Annotated in this window: 23 protein-coding genes; 7 read left to right on the forward strand and 16 right to left on the reverse strand. The window is 59.9% G+C overall.

Annotation, left to right across the window (positions count from 1 at the left end; translation table 11 throughout):
* Window positions 1-4 precede the first annotated feature (4 nt).
* The 5 genes from K1X80_RS27435 to K1X80_RS27455 form a co-directional block, all read right to left on the reverse strand.
* The gene (locus K1X80_RS27435; protein ID WP_057440426.1) at window positions 5-1,099 is read right to left on the reverse strand and encodes a polyamine ABC transporter substrate-binding protein; all 1,095 of its coding nucleotides are present in this window, start codon (window positions 1,097-1,099) and stop codon (window positions 5-7) included.
* A 241-nt stretch (window positions 1,100-1,340) separates the two neighbouring features.
* Window positions 1,341-2,453 (reverse strand): polyamine ABC transporter substrate-binding protein, encoded by a 1,113-nt coding sequence (locus K1X80_RS27440; protein ID WP_220172596.1) that lies wholly within the window; start codon window positions 2,451-2,453, stop codon window positions 1,341-1,343.
* A 178-nt stretch (window positions 2,454-2,631) separates the two neighbouring features.
* A complete protein-coding gene (locus K1X80_RS27445; protein ID WP_057960974.1) occupies window positions 2,632-3,996 on the reverse strand; it encodes an aspartate aminotransferase family protein in 1,365 nt (454 codons plus the stop codon).
* Between the two features lie 55 nt (window positions 3,997-4,051).
* On the reverse strand, window positions 4,052-5,410 hold the full coding sequence (locus K1X80_RS27450; RefSeq protein ID WP_029289457.1) for a glutamine synthetase family protein: 1,359 nt from the start codon (window positions 5,408-5,410) through the stop codon (window positions 4,052-4,054).
* A 39-nt stretch (window positions 5,411-5,449) separates the two neighbouring features.
* A complete protein-coding gene (locus K1X80_RS27455) occupies window positions 5,450-6,238 on the reverse strand; it encodes a gamma-glutamyl-gamma-aminobutyrate hydrolase family protein (protein ID WP_220172597.1) in 789 nt (262 codons plus the stop codon).
* Between the two features lie 278 nt (window positions 6,239-6,516).
* Here K1X80_RS27455 and K1X80_RS27460 point away from each other — a divergent pair, with 278 nt between their 5' ends.
* Both K1X80_RS27460 and K1X80_RS27465 read left to right on the forward strand, forming a co-directional pair.
* Complete coding sequence (locus K1X80_RS27460) at window positions 6,517-7,893, forward strand: glutamine synthetase family protein (RefSeq protein WP_057440427.1); 1,377 nt, start codon at window positions 6,517-6,519, stop codon at window positions 7,891-7,893.
* 210 nt (window positions 7,894-8,103) lie between these two features.
* Window positions 8,104-8,736, forward strand: a complete 633-nt coding sequence (locus tag K1X80_RS27465; protein WP_057440428.1) for a TetR/AcrR family transcriptional regulator — start codon at window positions 8,104-8,106, stop codon at window positions 8,734-8,736.
* A 106-nt stretch (window positions 8,737-8,842) separates the two neighbouring features.
* On the opposite strand, the gene K1X80_RS27470 is transcribed toward K1X80_RS27465, so the two are convergent.
* The 8 genes from K1X80_RS27470 to K1X80_RS27505 form a co-directional block, all read right to left on the reverse strand.
* The gene (locus K1X80_RS27470) at window positions 8,843-9,058 is read right to left on the reverse strand and encodes a molybdopterin-binding protein (protein ID WP_003213899.1); all 216 of its coding nucleotides are present in this window, start codon (window positions 9,056-9,058) and stop codon (window positions 8,843-8,845) included.
* A 27-nt stretch (window positions 9,059-9,085) separates the two neighbouring features.
* Window positions 9,086-9,892 carry an aliphatic sulfonates ABC transporter ATP-binding protein gene (ssuB, locus tag K1X80_RS27475; protein ID WP_115129236.1) on the reverse strand — a complete coding sequence of 269 codons (807 nt, stop codon included), beginning with the start codon at window positions 9,890-9,892 and terminating at the stop codon, window positions 9,086-9,088.
* Window positions 9,889-10,677, reverse strand: coding sequence for an aliphatic sulfonate ABC transporter permease SsuC (gene ssuC, locus K1X80_RS27480; RefSeq protein ID WP_029289469.1), 789 nt, complete (start codon window positions 10,675-10,677; stop codon window positions 9,889-9,891). The genes ssuB and ssuC overlap by 4 nt, the downstream gene beginning before the upstream one ends.
* Before the next feature lie 9 nt (window positions 10,678-10,686).
* Window positions 10,687-11,835: an FMNH2-dependent alkanesulfonate monooxygenase gene (gene ssuD / locus K1X80_RS27485; protein WP_057960927.1), complete on the reverse strand. Its 1,149-nt coding sequence runs from the start codon at window positions 11,833-11,835 to the stop codon at window positions 10,687-10,689.
* Window positions 11,836-11,860: 25 nt separating this feature from the next.
* Window positions 11,861-12,829, reverse strand: a complete 969-nt coding sequence (locus K1X80_RS27490) for a sulfonate ABC transporter substrate-binding protein (RefSeq protein ID WP_057960928.1) — start codon at window positions 12,827-12,829, stop codon at window positions 11,861-11,863.
* Window positions 12,830-12,922: 93 nt separating this feature from the next.
* On the reverse strand, window positions 12,923-13,516 hold the full coding sequence (gene ssuE / locus K1X80_RS27495) for an NADPH-dependent FMN reductase (RefSeq protein ID WP_057440432.1): 594 nt from the start codon (window positions 13,514-13,516) through the stop codon (window positions 12,923-12,925).
* A gap of 316 nt (window positions 13,517-13,832) precedes the next feature.
* Window positions 13,833-14,471 carry a peroxiredoxin gene (locus K1X80_RS27500; RefSeq protein WP_057960929.1) on the reverse strand — a complete coding sequence of 213 codons (639 nt, stop codon included), beginning with the start codon at window positions 14,469-14,471 and terminating at the stop codon, window positions 13,833-13,835.
* 172 nt (window positions 14,472-14,643) lie between these two features.
* Entirely contained in the window at window positions 14,644-15,969 is a 1,326-nt protein-coding gene (locus tag K1X80_RS27505) for an OprD family porin (RefSeq protein ID WP_198791885.1), read from the reverse strand.
* Between the two features lie 369 nt (window positions 15,970-16,338).
* On the opposite strand from K1X80_RS27505, the gene tauA reads away from it, so the two are divergent.
* The gene (tauA, locus tag K1X80_RS27510) at window positions 16,339-17,325 is read left to right on the forward strand and encodes a taurine ABC transporter substrate-binding protein (RefSeq protein ID WP_120734310.1); all 987 of its coding nucleotides are present in this window, start codon (window positions 16,339-16,341) and stop codon (window positions 17,323-17,325) included.
* A gap of 71 nt (window positions 17,326-17,396) precedes the next feature.
* Here tauA and argA read toward each other — a convergent pair whose 3' ends face one another.
* Together argA and argE are read right to left on the reverse strand one after the other, a co-directional pair.
* Entirely contained in the window at window positions 17,397-18,695 is a 1,299-nt protein-coding gene (argA, locus tag K1X80_RS27515; protein WP_032858930.1) for an amino-acid N-acetyltransferase, read from the reverse strand.
* A gap of 135 nt (window positions 18,696-18,830) precedes the next feature.
* Window positions 18,831-19,979, reverse strand: a complete 1,149-nt coding sequence (gene argE / locus K1X80_RS27520) for an acetylornithine deacetylase (protein WP_115129237.1) — start codon at window positions 19,977-19,979, stop codon at window positions 18,831-18,833.
* 160 nt (window positions 19,980-20,139) lie between these two features.
* Between argE and K1X80_RS27525 the strand changes: the two genes are divergently transcribed.
* Window positions 20,140-21,507, forward strand: a complete 1,368-nt coding sequence (locus K1X80_RS27525; protein WP_057960932.1) for an inorganic triphosphatase — start codon at window positions 20,140-20,142, stop codon at window positions 21,505-21,507.
* Between the two features lie 94 nt (window positions 21,508-21,601).
* Here the strand turns inward: K1X80_RS27525 and K1X80_RS27530 are convergent, their stop codons facing one another.
* The gene (locus K1X80_RS27530; protein WP_057440435.1) at window positions 21,602-22,072 is read right to left on the reverse strand and encodes an Lrp/AsnC family transcriptional regulator; all 471 of its coding nucleotides are present in this window, start codon (window positions 22,070-22,072) and stop codon (window positions 21,602-21,604) included.
* Window positions 22,073-22,199: 127 nt separating this feature from the next.
* Here K1X80_RS27530 and K1X80_RS27535 point away from each other — a divergent pair, with 127 nt between their 5' ends.
* The 3 genes from K1X80_RS27535 to K1X80_RS27545 all read left to right on the forward strand — a co-directional run bounded on the left by K1X80_RS27535 (window position 22,200) and on the right by K1X80_RS27545 (window position 25,367).
* The gene (locus tag K1X80_RS27535; RefSeq protein ID WP_057960933.1) at window positions 22,200-22,535 is read left to right on the forward strand and encodes a hypothetical protein; all 336 of its coding nucleotides are present in this window, start codon (window positions 22,200-22,202) and stop codon (window positions 22,533-22,535) included.
* Window positions 22,536-22,619: 84 nt separating this feature from the next.
* Window positions 22,620-24,371, forward strand: coding sequence for a GspE/PulE family protein (locus K1X80_RS27540; RefSeq protein WP_169960087.1), 1,752 nt, complete (start codon window positions 22,620-22,622; stop codon window positions 24,369-24,371).
* A 75-nt stretch (window positions 24,372-24,446) separates the two neighbouring features.
* Window positions 24,447-25,367 (forward strand): SPFH domain-containing protein, encoded by a 921-nt coding sequence (locus K1X80_RS27545; RefSeq protein ID WP_027608388.1) that lies wholly within the window; start codon window positions 24,447-24,449, stop codon window positions 25,365-25,367.
* Window positions 25,368-25,375: the final 8 nt, after the last annotated feature.

Here is a 25,375-nt window from a genome sequence, read left to right on the forward strand (position 1 = left end):
AGCCTTACTTGCCCGTCTTGACCTTGGTCCAGCTACGGGTCATCAAGCGTTGCACTTTCGGGGGTAGCTCGAAGTTGACAAACGTCCGGTCGAGAACCGCCTGCGGTGGGTAAACCGCTTCGTCGGTGCGTATTGATTGCTCCATCAACGTATCCGACCCAGGGTTAGGGTTGGCGTAGCCGACGTAATCACTGACCTGAGCGATCACTTCAGGTTGCAGTAAATAGTTGATGAAGGCGTGGGCCTCCTTGACGTTGGTCGAGTCCTTGGGGATCGCCAGCACGTCAAACCACAGGTTGCCGCCTTCTTTCGGAATCGCGTAGGCGATGTTTACGCCCTTGCCTGCCTCGCTGGCGCGGGCCTTGGCCTGGAACACATCGCCGGAGAACCCGGCGGCCACGCAGATATTGCCGTTGGCCAGGTCCGAGATGTATTTGGATGAGTGGAAGTAGGTCACGTAGGGACGCACTTTCAGGAGTTTTTCCTCAGCCTTCTTGTAGTCGGCCGGGTTGGTGCTGTTGGGGTCCAGGCCCATGTAGTTGAGCACCGCTGGCAGCATTTCATCCGCCGAGTCCATAAAGGACACGCCGCAACTGGCCAGCTTCTTCATGTTTTCCGGCTCGAACAGCACGGCCCAGGAGTCGATTTTGTCGACACCCAGCACTTCTTTGACTTTGTCGACGTTGTAGCCAATGCCGTTGGTGCCCCACAGGTAAGGCACGGCGTATTGGTTACCCGGGTCGTTCTTCTCCAGGCGCTTGAGCAGCGCCGGGTCGAGGTTGGCGTAGTTGCTCAACTGCGCCTTATCGATTTTCTGGAACGCGCCCGCCTTGATCTGCTTGCCCAGGAAGTGGTTGGACGGCACCACCACGTCATACCCGGTGCGCCCGGCCAGCAATTTGCCTTCCAGGGTTTCGTTGGAATCGAACACGTCATAGACGGGCTTGATGCCGGTGGCCTTTTCAAAGTTGGCCAGAGTGTCGGGGCCGATATAGTCCGACCAGTTATAAACATGCACAGTCGAAGCCGCCTGCACGCTGACTGCCAACGTGAGACCCGCCCCTACCAGCAAGGCTTTGCGAAATAAAGAAATTGGCAAGTGGAGGTCCTCTTAAATAGTTGGGCCCAAAGTTGTTGCCCGACAACAAAACCGGCGCGCAACTTACCCTCGATAAACCGATCCGGCAAAGCTTTCTGTCATTTAATGGGTGGGAGCGGGCTTGTGGGGGAGCGAGCTTGCTCGCGAAGGCGGCGTGTCAGCCTGCATATGCCTCTACTGACACGCCGCTTTCGCGAGCAAGCCCGCTCCCATCCAACCCCCCTCCCACACCTATCAAGGCTTATTTACCCGACTTGATCTTGGTCCAGCTGCGCGTCAGCAAGCGCTGGGTAGCGGCCGGCAGATCGCTGATTGCATACAGCTTGGCTTTCACTGCATCCGTCGGATAGATGCTCGGGTCACCCGAGATATCCTTGCTCACCAGCGGCGTGGCAGCCTTGTTACCGTTCGGGAAACGTACGCTGTTGGTGATTTCAGCCATGACTTCAGGCTTGAGCAGGTAGTTCATGAACTGATAGGCGGCGTCCAGGTTCTCGGCATCTTTGGGGATGGCGACCATGTCGTAGAAGCTGCCTGCGCCTTCCTTGGGAATGGCGTAGGAAACTTTAACCTTGCCACCGGCTTCAGCCGCGCGGGATTTGGACTGTTCCAGGTCACCCGAGTAACCCACGGCCACGCAGATGTTGCCGTTGGCCAGGTCCGAGATGTACTTGGAGGAGTGGAAGTAACCCACCGAAGGACGGATCTTGAGGAACAGCGCTTCGGCTTCAGCCAGTTGCTTCTTGTCCTGGCTGTCGGTCGGGTAGCCCAGGTAGTGCAGGGCCACCGGGATCATTTCGGTTGGCGAGTCGAGGAAGCTCACGCCACAGCTTTTGAGTTTTTCGATGTTCTCGGGCTTGAACAGCACATCCCACGAATCGATCTTGTCGACGCCCAGCGCAGCCTTGACCTTGTCCGGGTTGTAGCCGATGCCGATGGTGCCCCACATGTACGGGAATGCGTGCAGGTTGCCTTTGTCGCTGGCATCACCCACGGCCTTGAGCAGGTCGATGTCGAGGTTCTTCCAGTTTGGCAGCTTGGACTTGTCCAGCTCCTGATACACACCGGCCTTGATCTGCTTGGCCAGGAAGTTGTTCGACGGTACGACGATGTCGTAGCCGGACTTGCCCGCCAGCAGCTTGGCTTCCAGGGTTTCGTTGCTGTCGAAAACGTCGTACACCACCTTGATGCCGGACTCTTTCTCAAAGTTGGCTACGGTGTCCGGTGCAATGTAGTCGGACCAGTTGTAGACGTGCAGCACTTTGTCGGCAGCCTGGGCCGTGCCGGCCATTGCGCCCATCAGGGACAAGGCCAGGAGGGTCTTGCCGGCGTTCTTCAAACCTAATGCCTTCATTCGGTCATGCTCCAATTTTTCTTTTTTGGGCCACATTTTTCTACGTTTCATGGCCCGTCGAAGGGCGACAAAACAGGGCGACAGTCTGGCAAGTTCAGGGGCCGGCTTTCAACCAAAGCCCCGCATTTATCATTACCCGAATGCAACAGCCGCAGCCGCTGCATCCTGAGCCTAGCACTTAGCCCTGCAATGCCGCCAAAGTCAGGTCCAGGCAATGGCGAGCCTTGGTCACCAGCTCGTCAATCTCGGCCTTGCTGATCACCAGCGGCGGCGAAATGATCATGGTGTCGCCCACGGCGCGCATGATCAGGCCATTTTCGAAGCAGAAGGTGCGGCAGATCATACCCACGCCCTTTCCTTCATAACGCTTGCGCGTGGCCTTGTCCTGGACCAGCTCGATCGCACCCAACATGCCGACACCGCGCACTTCGCCCACCAGCGGATGATCCGCCAACTCGCGTAGACGCTTCTGCAAATACGGTGCCGTTTCGTCATGGACGCGGCTGACAATTTTTTCATCGCGCATGATGCGGATGTTTTCCAGGGCCACCGCAGCAGCCACCGGGTGCCCGGAATAGGTGAAGCCGTGGTTGAAATCGCCGCCTTCGTTGAGCACCGCCACCACTTCGTCGCGCACAATCAGGCCGCCCATGGGGATATAGCCCGAGGTCAGGCCCTTGGCGATGGTCATCATGTCCGGCTTGAGATCGTAGAAATCGCTACCGAACCACTCACCGGTGCGGCCAAAGCCACAGATCACTTCGTCGGCGACAAACAGGATGTCGTACTTGGCGAGGATTTCCTTGATGCGCGGCCAGTAGCTGGCTGGCGGCACGATCACACCGCCGGCGCCCTGGATCGGCTCGGCAATAAAGGCTCCGACGTTGTCCACGCCCAGTTCCAGAATTTTCTCTTCCAGTTGGTTGGCGGCCCACACCCCGAACTCTTCAGGGCTCATGTCGCCGCCTTCGCCGAACCAGTACGGCTGGGCGATATGCACGATGCCCGGGATCGGCAAGTCGCCCTGCTCATGCATATAAGTCATGCCGCCCAGGCTGGCGCCGGCCACGGTGGAACCGTGGTAGCCATTCTTGCGGCTGATGATGGTTTTCTTGTTCGGCTGGCCCTTGATCGCCCAGTAGTGGCGGACCATGCGCAACATGGTGTCGTTGCCTTCGGAGCCGGAGCCGGTGAAGAACACGTGGTTCATGCCGGCCGGGGCGATATCGGCGATGGCCTTGGCCAGTTCCAGCACCGGCGGGTGGGCAGTCTGGAAGAACAGGTTGTAGTAAGGCAGTTGTTTCATCTGCTTGGCGGCGGCGTCAGCCAGCTCATCGCGGCCATAACCGATGGCCACACACCACAGGCCGGCCATGCCGTCGAGGATCTTGTTGCCTTCGCTGTCCCACAGGTAAACGCCCTTGGCGTTGGTGATGATGCGTGGGCCTTTCTCTTTCAACTGCTTGAAGTCGCTGAACGGCGCCAGGTGATGATCGTTGCTCAGGGCTTGCCATTCACGGGTTTGCGGGTTGTTGCTGGACATACCAATCTCCAAAAAGTAGGTGAAGGTGCGGCCCATCCTGGCCGCACCCGGCGCATCAGACGGCGAAGAGCAGGAATTCCCGCTCCCACGAACTGATCACGCGCTTGAAGTTTTCATGCTCGGCCCGCTTGACCGCGACGTAGCCAGTGATGAATTTGTGACCCAGGTATTTCTCGATGGTCTTGCTGTTTTCCATGCGTTCCAGTGCATCTTCGATGGTCAACGGCAGGCGCAGGTTGCGTCGCTCGTAGCCACGACCGACCACCGGGGCGCTCGGGCTGATGCCTTCGACCATGCCGATATAACCGCACAGCAGGCTGGCGGCGATGGCCAGGTACGGGTTGGCATCGGCGCCCGGCAGGCGGTTTTCCACGCGGCGGTTCTGCGGGCCGGCATCCGGCACGCGCAGGCCCACGGTGCGGTTCTCTTCACCCCACTCCACGTTCACCGGCGCCGAGGTGTCGGGCAGGAAGCGGCGGAACGAGTTGACGTTGGGCGCAAACAGCGGCAACAGCTCGGGGATGAACTTCTGCAGGCCACCGATGTGGTGCAGGAACAGCTCGCTCTTGGAGCCGTCCTCATTGGAGAACACATTTTTGCCGGTGGCGATATCAATGATGCTCTGGTGCAGGTGCATGGCACTGCCGGGCTCGCCGGTCATCGGCTTGGCCATAAAGGTGGCGGCCACGTTGTGCTTGAGCGCGGCTTCACGCATGGTGCGCTTGAACACCAGGATCTGGTCGGCCAGGGACAGGGCATCGCCGTGACGGAAGTTGATTTCCATCTGCGCCGTGCCGTCCTCGTGGATCAGGGTGTCCAGGTCCAGCTCCTGCAGCTCGCACCAGTCGTAGACGTCTTCGAACAGTGGGTCGAATTCGTTGGCCGCTTCTATAGAGAAGGACTGGCGACCGGTTTCCGGGCGGCCGGAACGGCCAATCGGCGGTTGCAACGGGAAGTCCGGGTCTTCGCAGCGCTTGGTCAGGTAGAACTCCATCTCCGGCGCCACGATGGGCTGCCAGCCTTTGTCGGCGTAGAGCTTGAGGACTTTCTTGAGCACGTTGCGCGGCGACAGCTCGATCGGGTTGCCTTGCTTGTCGTAGGTGTCGTGGATCACCTGGGCGGTGGGCTCGATGGCCCAGGGCACCAGGAACACCGCGTTCTGGTCGGGACGGCAGATCATGTCGATGTCGGCCGGGTCGAGCAATTCGTAATAGATGTCGTCTTCGACATAGTCGCCGGTCACGGTCTGCAACAGAACGCTCTCGGGCAGGCGCATGCCTTTTTCGGCAATGAACTTGTTGGTCGGCGAGATCTTGCCCCGGGTGATCCCCGTGAGGTCGCCAATCATGCATTCGACTTCTGTGATCTTGTGGTCTTTCAACCAATCGGTGAGCTGGTCGAGGTTGTTACTCATAAATGCCTCTGGGCTGGGTTTCCTGACATCCATTAAAGGTCAGGCGTTGTTTGACGCGTGTGCGTCTCTTTGTTTCGCCCGCGTTCGGCAGGCATCGCCAAATGCCTGGAAGATCGCGAGGTAGTACGGGTTGGAGCTTACCTGCCATTCGGGGTGCCATTGCACTCCTAATGCAAAAGCGTCTGCAAATGCCTTGCCCTGTTTGAGCGAAAAAGCCTCGACCAGGCCATCCGGCGCGGTCGCTTCGACCTGCAGGCCCGGCGCCAGGCGCTCAACGCCCTGGCTGTGGATCGAATTGACCTGGATCGTGGCCGGCAAGCCCAGGCCCGCCAATACCCCGCCCGGCGTGATCGCCACGGCGTGCGCCGGGCCGTACTGGATGTCCAGCGGCTGGGTATCGTCTTCGCGATGATCAAGCATACCCGGCAACTCATGAACCTTCTGGTGCAGGCTGCCGCCCAGGGCCACGTTCATTTCCTGGAAGCCCCGGCAGATCCCCAGCACCGGCACACCTGCGGCAATCGCAGCACGAATCAGCGGCAGGGTGCTCTGGTCCCGTGCAGGATCATGAGCAGTCCCGGGCGCGCTGGCCGGACCGTCGTAATGATAGGGTTCGATATTGGAAGGGGAGCCGGTAAAGAGAATGCCATCCAGACCGTCAAGAATATTGGCCGGTTCGAACAGCTCCGCCAGGGACGGAATAATCAATGGCAGGCCCTTGGCAGCGACTGCCACGGCGCGGACGTATTTGTCGCCACTGATGTGATAAGCATGCAGACCAACCTGTTTGGAGCAGGCGGTGACGCCGATTAACGGCAGGCCAGACATGAAGCACCCCGGTATTATTGCTGTTATGGGTTTGAATCGAGCTTAGCCTTGTTCATTTTTTTACACAACACCCCCGTAAAAAATACAACACGGCCCGCTCAAGCCTGCTAGTCCCAAGCCGGTCAAACTGGCAAAACTGCCCAAAAAAGCCGCAAAAAACCCCTCAAGGCGCTTTTTTAGGGCAAAAAAGGCCTCGCTTGACTTCGGCAAGCCGTTCGGGTTGACTGAAACCAGAAAAGATCAATGATTGATATTTTTAACAACAAAGGTGTTGCATCATGTCGGTACCCCCGCGTGCCGTTCAGCTTAACGAAGCGAACGCGTTCCTTAAGGATCATCCTGAGGTTCTGTACGTAGACCTTCTAATTGCGGATATGAATGGTGTGGTGCGCGGTAAGCGCATCGAACGCACCAGCCTCCACAAGGTTTACGAGAAAGGCATCAACTTGCCGGCCTCTTTATTTGCCCTGGATATCAATGGCTCAACGGTGGAAAGCACCGGCCTGGGTCTGGACATCGGTGATGCTGACCGAATCTGTTATCCAATCCCCGACACCCTGTGCAATGAACCCTGGCAAAAGCGCCCTACCGCGCAACTGCTGATGACCATGCACGAACTTGAAGGTGAACCTTTCTTCGCCGATCCGCGCGAAGTGCTCCGCCAAGTTGTAACCAAGTTTGACGACATGGGCCTGACCATCTGCGCCGCCTTCGAGCTTGAGTTCTACCTGATCGACCAGGAGAACGTGAACGGCCGGCCACAACCTCCCCGCTCGCCGATTTCCGGCAAACGCCCGCACTCGACACAGGTCTACCTGATCGACGACCTCGACGAATACGTCGACTGCCTCCAGGACATTCTGGAAGGTGCCAAAGAGCAAGGCATCCCGGCTGACGCCATCGTCAAGGAAAGTGCCCCGGCGCAGTTCGAAGTGAACCTGCACCACGTCGCCGACCCGATCAAGGCGTGCGACTACGCGGTACTGCTCAAGCGTTTGATCAAGAACATTGCCTACGACCATGAGATGGACACCACCTTCATGGCCAAGCCTTACCCAGGCCAGGCCGGCAATGGTTTGCACGTGCATATTTCGATCCTGGACAAAGACGGCAAGAACATCTTTGCCAGCGAGGATCCCGAGCAGAACGCCGCATTGCGTCACGCGATCGGCGGTGTGCTGGAGACCCTGCCTGCACAAATGGCCTTCCTGTGCCCCAACGTCAACTCCTACCGTCGTTTCGGCGCACAGTTCTACGTGCCGAACTCGCCGTGCTGGGGCCTGGACAACCGCACCGTGGCGATTCGCGTACCGACCGGCTCGTCCGACGCCGTCCGTATCGAACACCGCGTGGCCGGCGCCGATGCCAACCCTTACCTGCTGATGGCTTCGGTCCTGGCGGGCGTGCACCACGGTCTGACCAACAAGATCGAACCTGGCGCACCGGTGGAAGGCAACAGCTACGAGCAGAACGAGCAAAGCCTGCCGAACAACCTGCGCGATGCCCTGCGCGAGTTGGACGACAGCGAGGTGATGGCCAAGTACATCGACCCGAAATACATCGATATCTTCGTCGCCTGTAAGGAAAGTGAGCTGGAGGAGTTTGAACACTCCATCTCCGACCTTGAGTACAACTGGTACCTGCATACCGTGTAAGCGGATGCTGCAATAAATGAACGCTGCAGGCTTATGGCCTGCGGCGTTTTTTATGGCCTGCTATCTCGTTCCTACGCTCTGCGTGGGAATGCAGCCCGTGATGCTCTGCGTCACAACAGCGGACGCAGAGCGTCCTAAGAGGCGTGCCCACGCAGAGCGTGGGAACGATCAAGGTCGCGTACAATGCCCGCTGCCCTGTAGGAGACATCCATGACCCGCCCCGCCGCCCCTCGCAAACCCCGCGCCCGCAGCCAGGCCCGGATCGACGCGATCCTCGATGCTGCCCGCACCTTGCTGGCCGCCGAAGGCGTGGCCAGTCTGTCGATCTACAGCGTGGCCGAACGGGCGCAGATTCCGCCGTCATCGGTGTATCACTTTTTCGCCAGCGTCCCGGCCTTGCTCGAAGCCCTAACCGCTGACATTCACGCCGCCTTCCGCGCCGCGCTGCAAGCGCCGATCGACCACGACAGCCTGCACCACTGGCGCGACCTGTCGCGCCTGGTGGAGTTGCGCATGCTGGCGATCTACAGCAAGGACGCCGCCGCCCGCCAACTGATCCTCGCCCAGCACGGCCTCACCGAAGTGACCCAGGCCGACCGCCAGCATGACCTGGAGTTGGGGGACTTGATGCAGCAAGTGTTCAACCGCCACTTTGAAGTGCCGGTGCTGCCGGCGGATGTGGACGTGTTTGCCCTGGCGCTGGAGCTGAGCGACCGCGTGTATGCACGCTCGGTGCATCAGCATGGGCAGATCACCCCGCGCATGGCGGAGGAAGGGATGCGGGTGTTTGATGCGTATGTGGGGCTTTATTTGCCGGTGTTTTTGCCCAAGCGCCCTCAATGATCGTTCCCACGCTCTGCGTGGGAACGCCTCATAGGACGTTCTGCGCCCGCTCTTGTGAAGCAGAGCGTCACGGGGTGCATTCCCACGCGGAGCGTGGGAGCGATCATCACAGTTTAGCGATCGACACCTCGGTGGATTTCACAAAAGCAATCACTTCACTGCCAATCACCAGCTCCAGCTCTTTCACCGAGCGGGTGGTGATCACCGACGTGACGATGCCGGACGCGGTCTGCACGTCGATTTCCGACAGTACGTCGCCTTCGACGATTTCCTTGATGGTGCCTTTGAACTGGTTACGCACGTTGATCGCTTTGATAGTCATGGTGTTATTCCTCAAGGGACAAGTGAGTTAGTGCGCCCAACGCAACTGCGTAGGCAACGGTGAAACAGGTTCCGGCTCAGGCGGCGTGCCGGGCAGTGACAACACACGGTTAAGCACTTCGGTTTCCAGGGCCGCCAGGCGATGGGAGCCACGGACCCGCGGGCGCGGTAGTTCGACGTGCAGGTCGAGGCCGATTTCGCCGTCTTCGATCAGGATCACCCGATCGGCAATGGCCACGGCTTCGCTGACGTCATGGGTCACCAGCAACACGGTAAACCCGTGTTTGCGCCACAGGTTCTCGATCAGTTGCTGCATCTCGATCCGGGTCAGGGCATCCAGCGCGCCCAAGGGTTCATCCAGCAGCAACAAGCGCGGTTGGTGAATCAAGGCGCGGGCCAGGGCCACCCGTTGTTTCTGGCCACCGGACAACGCCGCTGGCCATTCATCGGCACGCTCGGCCAGGCCGACCGCTTCCAACGCCTCCAGGGCCTGGGGTCGCCAGTTGCCCTTAAGGCCCAGGCCGACGTTATCAATGATCTTTTTCCACGGCAGCAGGCGCGCTTCCTGGAACATCAGCCGCGTGTCTTCCAGGGCTTCGCTCAACGCTGCAGAGCCGGCCAGCAACTCGCCGCTGCTGGCTTCATCCAGGCCGGCCAGCAGGCGCAGCAAGGTACTTTTGCCGCAGCCACTGCGCCCGACCACGGCGACAAATTGACCCGCCGGAATATGCAGGTCGATGCCCTTGAGCACTTCCCGCGCGCCAAATGCCTTGCGCAACGTGCGCACTGCCAGCGGGATGCCCCGCAGCAGACGTGGAGGTTGTTGGGCGGTCATGCCGCACCTCCTTTATGCACTTGATAGGCCGGATGCCAGCGCAGCCAAACCCGCTCCAGGCCACGCGCGGCAAGGTCCGCCAACTTGCCGAGTACCGCGTACAGCACAATCGCCAGCACCACCACGTCGGTTTGCAGGAACTCCCGGGCATTCATCGCCAGGTAGCCAATACCGGAACTGGCAGAGATGGTTTCCGCAACGATCAGCGTCAGCCACATAAAGCCCAGGGCAAAACGCACCCCCACCAGGATCGAGGGCAAGGCCCCGGGCAGGATCACCTGGCGAAACAGGCTGAAGCCCGACAAACCATAACTGCGTGCCATCTCCACCAGCGCCGGGTCGACGTTGCGGATACCGTGATAGGTGTTGAGGTAGATCGGGAACAGCGTGCCGAGGGCGACCAGGAAAATCTTCGCCGTTTCATCAATGCCAAACCACAGAATCACCAGCGGGATCAGCGCCAGGTGCGGCACGTTGCGAATCATCTGCACCGAGCTGTCCAGCAGGCGCTCACCCCATTTCGACAGGCCGGTGATAAACCCCAGGGCCAGGCCGATGCCGCCGCCGATCACAAAACCGAGGCCGGCGCGCCAGCCGCTGATGGCCAGGTGCGTCCAGATTTCACCGCTGCTGACCAGGTGCACCCCGGCTGCAATCACCGCGCTGGGGGCCGGCAGAATCCGTGTCGACAACCAGCCCGCCGACACCGACAACTGCCACACCGCCAGCAACAGGATCGGCAGCGCCCACGGTGCCAGTCGATGCAAAATCCGTTGACTGTTCATGACGGCGCCTCAGCTCTGCGACGCGGCTTTGGGAAGAATGTCGTTGGCCACCATTTCGCCAAACGGGCTGACGTAGCCGGCGCTTTTCGGCAGCTCGGGACGTTCGATATCCAGGTGCGGGAACAGCAGCTCCGCGACCCGGTACGACTCTTCCAGATGGGGATAGCCAGAGAAGATAAAGGTGTCGATGCCCAGGTCCGCGTACTCCTTGACCCGCGCCGCCACGGTCGGCCCGTCGCCCACCAGCGCCGTGCCGGCCCCGCCGCGTACCAGGCCGACGCCGGCCCACAGGTTGGGGCTGACTTCGAGGTTGTCGCGACTGCCACCATGCAGGGCGGCCATGCGTTGCTGGCCCACCGAATCAAAGCGCGCCAGGGATGCCTGGGCCCGCGCAATGGTGTCGTCGTCCAGATGGGAGATCAGTTTGTCGGCGGCTTTCCATGCCTCCTCGTTGGTTTCACGCACGATCACATGCAAGCGAATACCGAAGCGCACGGTGCGCCCGAGCTTGGCCGCCTTGGCCCGCACCTGTTCGATTTTTTCCGCCACCGCAGCCGGCGGTTCGCCCCAGGTCAGGACCATTTCCACTTGTTCGGCTGCCAGGTCCTGGGCCGCTTCGGAAGAGCCGCCGAAATACAGCGGCGGCCGAGGTTGCTGGATCGGCGGGTACAGCAGCTTGGCGCCTTTGACGCTGATGTGCTGGCCGTCGTAGTCCACGGTTTCGCCTTCCAGCACGCGACGCCAGATGCGGGTGAATTCCACCGAGGCCTGGTAACGCTCCTCATGGCTGAGGAACAGACCGTCGCCGGCCAACTCCTCCGGATCACCGCCGGTCACCAGGTTGAACAGCGCCCGGCCACCGGACAGCCGGTCCAGGGTCGCCGCCTGCCGCGCCGCCACTGTCGGGGAAATGATCCCGGGGCGCAGAGCGACAAGAAACTTCAAACGCTGGGTCACCGGGATCAACGAGGCGGCCACCAGCCACGAGTCTTCGCAGGAGCGTCCGGTAGGGATCAACACCCCGCCAAAGCCCAGGCGATCAGCGGCCTGGGCCACCTGTTGCAGATAGCCGTGATCCACGGCACGAGCGCCTTCAGCGGTGCCCAGATAATGGCCGTCGCCATGGGTAGGCAGGAACCAGAAAATAGTGAGGCTCATGGAGTTGTCTCCTGAAGAAATCGGATTACGGCGCTTTGGCAACGCTCGCAGGTGGCGTCCAGATCACGTCCTTGATGCTCAAGGGCTTGGGAATCAATTTGAGTTGGTAGAAGCTGTCGGCGATTTTCTGCTGGGCGGCGACCACTGCCGGGGTCAGGAACAGCGCGCCGTAGCCTTGGCGCTTCACCGAAGTCAGGGTGATGTCCGCCGGCAGGCCGAGCAGCGGTGCGACTTGCTCAGTGACTTCCTTGGGGTTGGCCTTGGACCATTCGCCCACGGCGCGCACTTCCTCAATCAGCGCCTTGATCACCTCGGGGTGTTTTTCGGTGTAAGGCTTGGTGGCCAGGTAGAACTGGTGGTTATCGGCAATGCCGGTGGCGTCACGCAGGGTGCGGGCTTGCAGTTGCTTCTCGGCAGCCGCCTGGTACGGGTCCCAGATGACCCAGGCGTCGACACTGCCACGCTCGAAGGCGGCACGGGCGTCGGCGGGCGGCAGGAACACGGTCTGTACGTCGGTGTATTTCAGGCCTGCGTCTTCCAGGGCGCGCACCAGCAGGTAATGCACGTTGGAGCCCTTATTGAGCACGACTTTCTTGCCCTTGAGCTCGGCCACCGATGTGATCGGCGAGTCCTTGTGTACCAGGATGGCTTCGCTGGTCGGCGCTGGCGGTTCGTAGGCCACATAGAGCAGATCGGCACCGGCGGCCTGGGCGAACACCGGCGGAGTCTCGCCGGTGACGCCAAAGTCGATGGAGCCCACATTCAGCCCTTCCAGCAACTGCGGGCCGCCGGGAAATTCGGTCCACTGCACGTTCACGCCCTGGTCAGCCAGGCGTTTTTCCAGGGTGCCCTTGGCTTTGAGCAGCACCAGGGTGCCGTACTTCTGATAACCGATCCGCAGGGTTTCTGCGGCTTGGGCTTGAACAGTGGCGCCGAAGGACACAGCCGCAGCAAACAGTGCGACCAGGCCCCGACGCAAGATGACAGTGCGCATGGCGCTCTCCAAATTGACGATGAGGGTTGTGGCTGCACCTGCTTGGCCGTTGGCGGCTGAGTAAGGTGAGGGTTTCTGGTATTCGGGTTCGGCTTAGATGCTCCAGCGAGCACTCAACAAACGTTCATTCAACACATGGGGGTCCAGCGGTTGCGGGCGGCGAGCCATGGCGCTGTAGAACTGCTCCAGGGCTTCGCTCAAGCGTTGCTCAAGGATCGGCACCAACTGCGCCTGGGCACTGCCTTCGCCGTAGGCAATTTGGCTGTCTTCGGCAAAAATCCCATGCAGCAGCTCCTGGGCTTTCAGCGCCGACAGCACCGGTTTCAAGGCGTAATCCACTGCCAGCATGTGGGCAATGCTGCCGCCGGTGGCCATGGGCAACACCACTTTGTGGGCCAGGGCCCGTTCCGGCAGCAGGTCGAGGACGGTTTTCAACGCGCCGGAAAACGAGGCCTTGTACACCGGCGTGGCAATCACCAGACCATCGGCATTGGCCACTTGGGCCAGCAGGTCGAGCACCTTCGGGCTGTCAAAGCGGGCATACAGCAAATCTTCGGCCGGGAAGTCCCGCACCTGATAACTCACCACTTCCACGCCTTGCTGCTGCAACCAGCGCCGGGAATGATCCAGCAAGACCCCGGAGCGGGAACGCTGACTGGGACTGCCACCAAGTGTTACGACCAGCATCTGGAGTTTCCTTGAGCAAGTGTCGGCGGTTCGCAGTGCAGCGATGGCGCCAAGATGGAACAGACCATATCAGCAGATTCATATATCTATAAATCTTATTTATTCATTTGTTTATTCTTAAATTGCATATGAGAAAGAGCATTCGGCGGGCGAAAAAAAAGGCCGTCGAAACGGCCTGAAAACCCCTGCTATGTGAGTCCTGAAATGCGATTAACTTGTGGGAGCGGGCTTGCTCGCGATTGCGGCGTATCAGTCAGCACATTTCTTGCTGAACCACCGCATTCGCGAGCAAGCCCGCTCCCACATTGGATTCGGGTTACCGGTTGGGCTGCGGGGTCAGCCGCAGATAGGGCTTAACCGCACGATAGCCCTTGGGAAAGCGTTTCTTGATCTCGTCCTCATCCTTGAGCGAAGGCACGATCACCACCTCATCACCGTCCTGCCAGTTGGCCGGCGTCGCGACCTTGTAGTTGTCGGTCAGTTGCAGCGAGTCAATGACCCGCAGGATTTCATGGAAGTTACGCCCGGTGCTGGCCGGGTAGGTGATGGTCAGGCGAATCTTTTTGTTCGGGTCGATCACGAACAGCGAACGCACAGTAAGCGTGTCATTGGCATTGGGATGGATCAGGTCGTACAGGTCCGAGACCTTGCGGTCGGCATCGGCCAGGATCGGGAAGTTGACGACGGTGTGCTGGGTCTCGTTGATGTCCTCGATCCACTTGTGGTGAGAGTCCACCGGATCCACCGACAGGGCAATGGCCTTGACCCCACGGTTGGCGAACTCGTCCTTGAGCTTGGCGGTAAAACCCAGCTCGGTGGTGCACACCGGGGTGAAGTCCGCCGGGTGGGAAAACAACACACCCCAGCTGTCGCCCAGCCACTCGTGGAAACGAATCTTGCCGGCGCTGGAATCCTGTTCAAAGTCGGGGGCGATATCGCCCAGTCTGAGGCTCATGGTGTGGCTCCTGATGGGTGCTTATGGAACCCACTGTGCCTGTGCCTGGAGTAATTTAAAAAGAATAAATATCGATTTGTTTAGATGATAAATGAATATGAAGAGTCTGCACGTGGGCCATCATGCAAAAAAAAACCTCGCGATAAACGCGAGGTTTTTTTCTTAACTTGGCTTACAGGAAGCTGTAAGTGTAGTTAAAGATCAGACGAGTCTGATCCTGGTCCTGAACGCCGGTACCGCTACCGCGATAGACACCGTGACGCAGCGTGGTGCCGAAGCCTTTCAGGGCACCCTGCTGGATGGTGTAGTCGATGCGCATATCGCGCTCCCACTCGGACTGGTCGCTGCCACCGTTCTTGGCTTTGATGTTGTCGCCACGCAGGTAAACAATCGAGGTTTTCAGACCTGGAACGCCCAACGCAGCGAAGTCATAGGAGTACTGACCGAAGGTGGTGTTTTCACCCGCACGCACGAAAGGGTTGATCATGCTATCGGTGAAGAGGTAGAAGCTGGAACCACCGGCACCTTCGTTACGACCATTGCCGTCGACAACGTTGCCTTGGTTCATCCAGACAAAACCGCCATCATCATTGACGCGCTGGTGACCCAGCAGGAACGCACTGCCACCCAAGGTGTAAGTGAACATGGCGCTCCAGGTTTTGTTATTAACCTCGCCAGCGTCCTTCGCGTAACCGCCGTTGTTGCTGAACTGATAGCCAGCCTGGCCATTCTTGCCGTCGGAGCTGCTATCGAAGTAGCGCACGTCGGTTTTGAACGACTGACCTTCGGTGATCGGGTAGACGTGAACCAGGCCCAGGAAGTGTTGCTTATAGAAGTCTTCCAGGTTGGCGTAGTAGTACTGCAAGGTCAGGTCTTTGGTGACCTTCCAATCAGCACCGCCAAAGCGGAACTGGTTACTTTCCTGAGTAGCGCCCGCGATAGACAGGCCCGTGCTGTTGGTCGAAGCACGGCCGGTGGCGTGCTCAAGTTGACCGGCGTTAAACGTCACATTGTCGATTTCTTTGGAAGTGACAGTGCCGCCTTCAAAGGTCTGTGGCAGCAGACGGCCGTCGCTTGCAATCAGAATCGGCAGGTTTGGCGCCAGAGCGCCACCCAGGTGGGCTTCGGTCTTGGAGAAGCGGGCTTTGACGTTGGCGCTCGCGCTGCTCCAATTGCTCACAGCCGAACCGTCGGTGTCGCTTGGAACGAAAGAGTTGTTGTCTGGGTGATGACCACGGCCACCGTCCAGGTGAATGCCGACCAATGCCTGGGCATCAATACCAAAACCAACGGTGCCCTCAGTGAAACCAGACTGGACGTTGAACTTCAGGCCAGTGGCCGTTTCGCGCTGGTCAGCACCGCCTTCGCGTTGATCGTTATCAAAATACAGGGTCCGAGAACTGACGGATGCCTTGGTGTCTTCAACAAAACCAGCGGCGCCTGCTTGCTGAGCCAAAACCCCAGCCGCGATGGCGAACGCCAATGTGGACTTCTTCATGTACCGCTCCTCTCGTTTCTAATTTTTGTAGTTCTTTGGTCTCGGGTCTGACGCCCTCGATCCACAGATGCGCGATTAGCGCCAGATAGTGACTGACAAGTCAATCGTAACCTTGTGTGTCTACTACTTTCGTCTAACCGCAGTTGATTTGGTCCTTGCAGGGTAATGAGTTTTTCATACACCCAAAAAGAATTATTTCATCCTTTTTCATACTATTCAGGAATAACACTTTCCATGGAGCAACTAGCCCGCAGTGGGGTATCGCTCCATAAGCTAATTCCCAAAGGGTATTTGTTGGCCATTTTTTAGATCGTTTAGTGTGAGCAGAATCTTGCACACGTCACTCACGATCAAAAAGGCGACGCCATCATGGCCAAACGCGCATCCTCTAGTCAATTTGTTACAGTTTTACTATCGCTTACACTTTCTATTGGCGTGCAGGCAGCCAACCTCACCATCGGCTACCAGACCGGCATTGATCCGAGCAAAGTGCCCCAGGCCGATGGTCTTTACGAACAAGCCATTGGCGAGAAAATCGACTGGCGCCGCTTCAACAGTGGCCCGCAAGTCATCACCGCGATTGCCTCAGGCGATGTGCAGATCGGCAATCTCGGCTCCAGCCCGTTGGCGGCCGCCGCATCCCGTAATCTACCCATTGTGGCGTTCATCGTATCGGCTCAAATCAATAGTTCTGAAGCTTTGGTAGTGCGTAACGGTAGCCAAATTGACGCACCCAAGGACCTGATCGGCAAAACCATTGCCACTCCTTTTGTCTCCACATCCCACTACAGCCTGCTCGGGGCCTTGAAACACTGGGGCCTGGACACCCGCCAGGTGAAAGTGGTGAACCTGCAACCGGCGCAAATTGCCGCAGCCTGGAAACGCGGGGATATCGACGGCGCCTTTGTCTGGTCGCCGGCCCTGGGAGAAATCCGCAAGACCGGCAAGACGTTGACCGACGCCACCGAGGTGGGCCAATGGGGCGCGCCGACGTTCGAGGTGTGGGTAGTGCGCAAGGACTTTGCCGAGAAACATCCGGAGGTCGTGGCCAAGTTTGCCAAGATCACCCTGGATTCGTTTGCCGACTATGCCGCCAATAAAAGCAGCTGGACGGTGGATTCCGCCCCGGTGCAAAAGATCGCTCGGTTGACAGGTGCAAATGCTGCGGATATCCCGGAACTGCTGGAAGGCAGCACCTTCCCCGATGCACAGGCGCAGCGAACCGACGCCTTGCTCAATGGTGGGACAGCCAAGGCCATTGGGGAGACGGCGAAATTTCTTAAGGAACAAGGGAAAGTAGAGACCGTGTTACCGGACTATTCGGCCTATGTGACCGGAAAATTCATCAAAGAATAAACCCGGACAAAGAATGTGGGAGCGGGCTTGCCCGCTCCCACATTAGGTATTGGGTGTACCGAATACCGTGTTTACAGGGTCTTTTCGAAGATCTTCGAGTTACGCTGGAAGTTGTACAACGAGGCCCGCGCCGACGGCAGGCGATCCACGCTGCTCGGCACAAAGCCGCGCTCGCGGAACCAGTGGGCGGTGCGGGTCGTCAGCACGAACAAGGTCTTCAAGCCTTGGGTGCGGGCGCGGGTTTCGATGCGCTCCAACAGCTCATCGCCACGGCCGCCATGGCGATACTCCGGATTGACCGCCAGGCACGCCAGTTCGCCAGCATCCGAGTCGGCAATCGGGTACAGCGCAGCGCAGGCGATGATCATGCCTTCGCGTTCCACTACGCTGAATTGCTCGATTTCCCGCTCCAGCACTTCCCGGGAGCGGCGTACCAGAATGCCCTGTTCTTCCAGCGGGCTGATCAGGTCCAGCAAGCCGCCGACGTCTTCAATCGCCGCCTCACGCACCAGCTCGAACTGCTCCTGGGCCACCAGGGTACCGCCGCCGTCGCGGGTAAAAAGCTCGGTCAACAGCGCACCGTCCTCGACATAACTGACGATATGGCTGCGCCCCACGCCCCCACGACAGGCCTCGGCCGCCGCATCCAGCAGTTCGGCCTGGTAATTGTTGCCCAGACGCTGCAGGTGCGCCGGTACTTGTTGCGGACGCAGTTCGCGCACCAGCCGGCCATTTTCGTCGATCAGGCCCAGGTCGGCACCGAACAGCAGCAGCTTGTCGGCGCCCAGGTCGATGGCGGCGCGGGTGGCCACATCTTCACAGGCCAGGTTGAAAATCTCCCCGGTCGGCGAATAGCCCAGGGGCGACAGGACGACGATGGAGCGTTCGTCGAGCAGGCGATTGATACCCTTGCGGTCGACCCGGCGCACTTCGCCGGTATGGTGGTAGTCGATGCCGTCCAGCACGCCGATAGGCCGCGCGGTCACCAGGTTGCCGCTGGCCACCCGCAGGCGCGAGCCCTGCATCGGCGAGGACGCCATGTCCATGGACAGCCGCGCTTCGATAGCGATACGCAGGTGGCCGACCGCGTCGATCACGCACTCCAGGGTCGCGGCATCGGTGATGCGCATCCCATCGTGGTAATGCGGGGTCAGGCCGCGAGCGGCGAGGCGGGTTTCGATTTGCGGGCGCGAACCATGCACCAGTACCAGGCGCACGCCGAGGCTGTGCAGCAGCACCAGGTCATGGACGATATTGCCGAAGTTGGGGTGATCCACACCATCACCCGGCAGCATGACCACAAAGGTGCAGTCACGGTGGGCATTGATGTAGGGCGAAGCGTGACGAAGCCAATTGACGTATTCGGGCATAAAACCTGGGCCTGTAATAAAAAGCAGCCAAAAAAGGATGAATCGCTAAACGCACAGCGGGCTGATGGTTATCGTCGGAACAGGCTTGGCGACACGCTCGCTCTCCTTTTAAGTACGGGATGCAATGGGGTTAATTTATGCAGGCTTGAGACAGTAATGTTCAATCAATTCCCGCAATAGACGCACTGTAGGCGTCAAGCGTGACATTTCAAGGTACTCGCCCGGCTGGTGGGCGCAGGCGATGTCCCCAGGGCCGAGTACCAGGGTTTCACAACCAAGGCGCTGAAGATAAGGCGCTTCAGTGCCGAACGCTACTGCTTCGGCACGATGACCGGTCAATCGTTCCGCGACCCGCACCAGTTCGGCGTCTTCAGGCTGCTCGAAGGGCGGCACTTCGGGGAACAGCGGCGCGTAGTCGATCTGCACCTGATGGCGCTCGGCGATGGGCCGCAGTTTCTGGCGGATGGCCTCGCGCAACACCTGGGGATCCATGCCGGGCAAGGGCCGCAGGTCGAACTCCAGGGAGCACTGGCCGCAAATGCGATTGGGGTTATCGCCACCGTGGATGCAGCCGAAATTCAAGGTCGGCTGGGGCACACTGAACTGTGGGTTGCGGTACTCCCGTTGCCAGGCCAGGCGCAGGCCGCGCAGCTCGCCCATGGCGTCATGCATGGCTTCGAGGGCGCTGTGGCCCAGGCTCGGGTCCGACGAATGGCCGCTGCGGCCGAGGATATCAATGCGTTCCATCATCACGCCTTTGTGCAGGCGGATCGGCTTGAGGCCTGTGGGCTCGCCAATCACCGCGGCACGCCCCAGCGGGCGTCCGGCTGCAGCCAGGGCGCGGGCGCCGGCCATGGAGCTTTCTTCATCACAGGTGGCGAGAATCAGCAGCGGCTGCTTGAACGGTTGATCCAACAGCGGCAGGACCGCTTCGATGGCCAGCGCGAAAAACCCCTTCATGTCGCAACTACCCAGCCCTACCCAACGGCCGTCGACTTCCGTCAGCTCCAGCGGATCGGTCTGCCACAGCGCTTCGTCGTACGGCACCGTATCGCTGTGCCCCGCCAGCACCAGGCCACCGGGGCCGCTGCCGAAGCTGGCCAACAGATTGAATTTGCCGGGGCTGACTTGCTGGATATCGCAGGCAAAACCCAGGTCGCCGAGCCAGGTGGCAAGCAAGTCGATCACCGGGCGGTTGGTCTGGTCGAGAGACGCTTGGGTACAACTGACAGAGGGCGCGGCAATCAGGGCGGCAAATTGTTCTTTCATGGACGGTAAAGGCATGCGCTGTCTCTCAACTTCCACAGATGAAACCCATCATAGAACCATCTGCGCTGCACAATAAACCCGTTGCGGCACGTTGCCCGGCTCAGTCCTGTACACTGCACGACCTTGGCAGCCACCTATTCTCCCGGCTGCACTCCCGATCCTGGATGTTCCGGCCATGCAAAAAGAAACCGAAATCAAGCTCCGCGTCAGCCGCGAGACCCTCGCCGCGCTGCGTGAGCACCCGCTCCTGAAAAAACGCAACAAAAGTGGCTGGGAACGCCGTGAGTTGATGAACCAGTACTTCGACACCCCCGAGCGCGACCTGGCCCAGGCCAAGGTTGCCCTGCGCCTGCGCAAGGATGGCGACGAAGTGATCCAGACCCTCAAGACCCGCGGCCACAGCGTTGCCGGCTTGTCGGAGCGTAATGAATACGACTGGAAACTGGCCAAGGCCAAGCTCGACGTGAAAAAACTCGACGGCGAATGCTGGCCCGAGCAACTGGCCGAGCTGGACAAAAAGACCCTCAAGCCGATCTTCACCACCGACTTCGTGCGTGAACGTGCCGAGATCGCCTGGGGCCGTGGCAAGGCCAAGGTGGTGATCGAAGCCGCCCTGGACCTGGGCCATGTGATTGCCGGCAAGCAGAAGGAAGAAATCTGCGAGCTGGAGCTGGAACTGCGCGAAGGCGAACCTGCCGCCCTGCTGGAACTGGCTGCCGAACTGGCCCAGACCCTGGCACTGATGCCCTGCGATATCAGCAAGGCCGAGCGCGGTTATCGCCTGTTCGACGCCAACAGCTATTCCCTGAGCCTGCCGGCCCCGCAACTGCAACCAGAAATGCCCCTGGACGACGCCTTCGCCGCACTGACCTGGCATTTGCTGGGCAGCAGCCAGCGCCTGGCCGAACAGTACCGTTTCAACGGTCACTGGCGCCTGTTGCAGGACTGGGTAGACAACCTCGCCGAAATGCGCGCCCTGATCGGCAGCCTTGGCCAGGCCGCGCCACGCCAATCCACCAGCGAACTGCGCAGCGCCCTCGACGCCCTGCTGGAAGACTGGCGCCCGCTGGTCCAGGCCGGTGAAGACGATGAAGACGTGCGCAAGGCCGCGCCGGAACAGTTCCTCGAAGAATTGACCGACGTGCGCTGGGGCCTGTTCTCACTGAACACGTCCCGCTGGCTGCTGGCCCGCACCTGGACCCTGGAGCGCAATGTGCGCGGCAACCGCCAAGGTGCGGCCCAGGTCGCCAACTGGCTGCCACGCCTGCTGGCCGACGAAGCCGTCGCCCTGCGCCTGCCGCGCTACCAGCAACAGCCGGAAGACCTGGCCGAGCAACTGCCGCGCATCGAGCGTCTGCAGGCCTGGCTGCACCATGCCCGTCACCTGCTGGAGGTTCCAGAACTGGATCGCTTGTACGGTGAACTGAACAAGTTGGCGGCACTGGCCAACCAGCCGATCACCGATGAGTCGCTGGATGCGCGGATGCATCAGGTGATTGCGGTGTATCAGAACCGTGCCTGGAAGACCTTGTTGCGCATGTAAGATTGCTTTCGCGGGCAAGCCCACACACATTTGACCGAGCTTTCTAAAGTAGACCGGTTTGAAGGTGGGCTTGCCCGCGATGACACCCGCCCTCTCACCGCAACACTGGCAGACTGGTAGTAGACTTGATCTCCGACAGTGCCACAATCGAGTTGACCTCCTGTATCCCCGGCACCATCGACAGTTTCTCGAAGAAGAAACGCTCATATGCCTCGATATCCGAGGTGACAATGCGCAGTAGAAAATCCACCGACCCCATCAGCACATAACACTCCAGCACTTGCGGGAACCCGCGAATCGCCTCGGTGAATTCCGTGAAGTTGGAACGCCCGTGGGCGTTGAGTTTGACCTCGGCAAAGATCTGCGTGTTAAGGCCGATTTTCTTGCGGTCGAGCAACGTCACCTGGCCTCGAATCACCCCCTCCTCCTTGAGCCGCTGGATCCGTCGCCAGCAGGGCGACTGCGACAGGCCGACCTGTTCGGCAATCTGCGCGCTGGAGAGCGATGCGTCTTCCTGGAGCAGCGCCAGAATCCGGCGGTCGTAGATATCCAACTCACTGTGCATAAAAATACCTTTCAATCCATATTCTGCGAATTGCCTGATTCATTTATAAGGCATATCACTCCAACATAGATAAGAAATACCCCACAGCCCATGTAAAAATTTCTCCAGTCAAACTCGGAGAACGGCCATGCATTCAGTCCCCGCCAGCCCAGCCACGCGCCTCGACGCCTGGGCAGTCAGCAACAGCCATTGCCAGGCGCGCTATCAGATCCTCGCCGAGGCTGAACCCGATGTGCTGTGTCGGATCCTCAATTACTTCGCCTTGCAGTTTTTGGTGCCACAACAGGTGAGCGTGACACGCGACGAAGACCTGCTGAACATCGACGTGGTGATGGATGGCCTGAGCTGGCACCGCGCCCAGGTGATCGGCGAAAAACTTCGTAACCTGATCAGCGTGTGCTCGCTCGAACTGCAACCCGTTGAATCCACGAGGCTGCAAACCGTACAGGCAGTGGCGCAGTAAAAAGCGGCAACAACCCTCGGGGCGACAGCAACCAGGACCGGACTAGCCTTGGCGCTACCACTTGAAACCGCCCAGGAAACCACCATGCCCGCTGCGCCAGAACTTCAGGATCGCAGGCTTTGCCTCGACGAACTGCTGCCCGCCCTCACCGCCCACGGCATGCTCGACAACGCCCTGGCCGAGCGCTTGCGGCGCACCCCGGGCAATGGCTTGCACCCGCTGGAATTGCTTGCCAACCAGTCACTGCCCGATCCCGCCCGGCCCGGCATGGCGCTGTCCCTGGAGCAACTGACGCAATGGCTCGCCAGTCATGTGGGGCAACCCTATCTGCGCATCGACCCGCTGAAAATCGACGTAGCAAGCATGGTGCCCCTGATGTCCCACGCCTTCGCCCAGCGCCACCATATCCTTGCCGTCGCCCTTGATCGCGACAGCGTGACGGTGGCCAGTGCCGAACCGTACCTGCGAGAGTGGGAGGCCGGCCTGGCCCACGTGTTGAAACGCTCGATCAAGCGCGTACTGGCCAACCCCCAGACGATCCGCAGTTGTACCCAGGAGTTCTTCCGGCTGGCCCGGTCGGTCAGCGGGGCCGACCAGACCACCCCCACGGCGGTCCCTGCCGAACAACTGCTGCACCTGGGTGCCGGCGACCAGGAGCCCGATGCCAACGATGCGCACATCGTCAACATTGTCGACTGGTTGCTGCAATTTGCCTTTGGCCAGCGCGCCAGCGATATCCATATCGAACCCGGCGGCGACCAGGGCCGCGTGCGCTTCCGTATTGATGGGTTGCTGCACGATGTCTATCAGTTTCCGCCCCAGGTCACGACCGCCGTGGTCAGCCGCCTGAAAAGCCTCGGCCGGATGAATGTCGCCGAGAAGCGCAAACCCCAGGACGGCCGGGTCAAGACCAAGACGCCCACGGGTATCGAAGTGGAACTGCGCCTTGCGACCCTGCCCACGGCCTTCGGCGAGAAGCTGGTGATGCGGATTTTCGATCCCCAGGTGCTGCTTCAGGACTTCCCGCAGTTGGGACTGTCGGCCGATGACCTGCAGCGCTGGCAACATATGACCGGCCAGGCCAACGGTATCATCCTGGTCACAGGCCCCACCGGATCAGGCAAGACCAGCACGCTCTATACCACCCTGCGACAGCTGGCGACCCGCACGGTCAACCTGTGTACGGTGGAAGATCCGATCGAGATGGTGGAGCCCGCCTTCAACCAGATGCAGGTCCAGCACAATATCGACCTGACCTTTGCCAGCGGCATCCGCGCGCTGATGCGCCAGGATCCGGACATCATCATGATCGGCGAGATCCGCGACCTGGAAACCGCTGAAATGGCGATCCAGGCGGCATTGACCGGCCACCTGGTGCTGTCGACCCTGCACACCAACGACGCCCCCAGCGCGATCAGTCGCCTGCTGGAACTGGGCATCCCCCATTACTTGATCAAGGCCACATTAATTGGGGTCATGGCCCAGCGTCTGGTGCGCCGGTTGTGCCCGCACTGTAAAGGCCCGGTGGCACTGAACCAGGACGATTGGCGCAGCGTCACCCAGTCCTGCACGCCGCCCCCCGCCAGCGTATACCGGGCCAACGGATGCGCAGAGTGTCGGGAAAGTGGCTATCGTGGACGCATCGGGGTCTACGAGATCATGCTGATGAATGACGCGGCGAAGGCCCTGGTCAGCGCCGATACCGATCTGCAGGCATTGCGTCGCGAGGCGCTCAAGGGCGGCATGCACAGCCTGCGATTGTCGGGCGCCCACAAGGTTGCGGCGGGGCTGACCACCCTGGAAGAAGTGTTAAGGGTCACGCCTGCGAACGAGTAAACCGTTCTTATCTGCGACAAGCCCGTTACAATCGACAGACCTCGCGTTACCGCCACCACCAGACAAGGAATCGTTATGCAGATCGGAACAGTGCTTCTTCTCTTCGTAGGCTTGGCCATTGCCATCCTATTCATGGGCTTCAAGGTCGTACCCCAGGGCTACCAGTGGACAGTGGAGCGCTTCGGCCGCTACACCAATACGCTCAAGCCGGGCCTGAATATCATCATTCCGGTGATGGACCGCATCGGTCGCAAGATCAACGTCATGGAAAGCGTGCTGGATATTCCACCCCAGGAAGTGATTACCGCCGATAACGCCACGGTGCAGATCGACGCAGTGTGTTTCTTCCAGGTGGTGAACACCGCCCAGGCGGCCTACGAGGTGAACAACCTCGAACATGCGATCCGCAACCTGCTGCAAACCAATATCCGTACGGTGCTCGGCTCCATGGAACTGGACGCCATGCTCAGCCAGCGCGACGGCATCAACGAGAAGCTGCTGCGCACGGTCGATGAAGCCACTGCTCCCTGGGGCATCAAGATCACCCGTATCGAGATCAAGGACATCAGCCCGCCTGCCGACTTGATGGCTGCCATGTCCGGTCAGATGAAAGCCGAGCGGATCAAGCGTGCCCAGATCCTCGAAGCCGAAGGCCTGCGGGCTTCTGCAATCCTGACCGCTGAAGGCAAGAAACAGGCGCAGATCCTCGAGGCTGAAGGGGGGCGTCAGGCCGCGTTCCTCGAATCCGAAGCCCGTGAACGTCAGGCCGAGGCGGAAGCCCGCGCTACGCAGGTCGTGTCGGAAGCGATTGCCACCGGTAACGTGCAGGCCATCAACTACTTTGTCGCGCAGAAATACATTGATGCCCTGGGCAAGCTGGCCTCGGCCAACAACAGCAAAGTGATCCTGATGCCGCTGGAGGCCAGCCAGGTCATCGGCGCAGTGGGCGGCATCGGCGAAATCGTCAAGGCTACCTTCGACAACAAGAAAGCCTGAGGCCGGCA

The organism is Pseudomonas sp. So3.2b (assembly GCF_019464415.1).
Taxonomy (GTDB): Bacteria; Pseudomonadota; Gammaproteobacteria; order Pseudomonadales; family Pseudomonadaceae; genus Aquipseudomonas; species Aquipseudomonas shahriarae.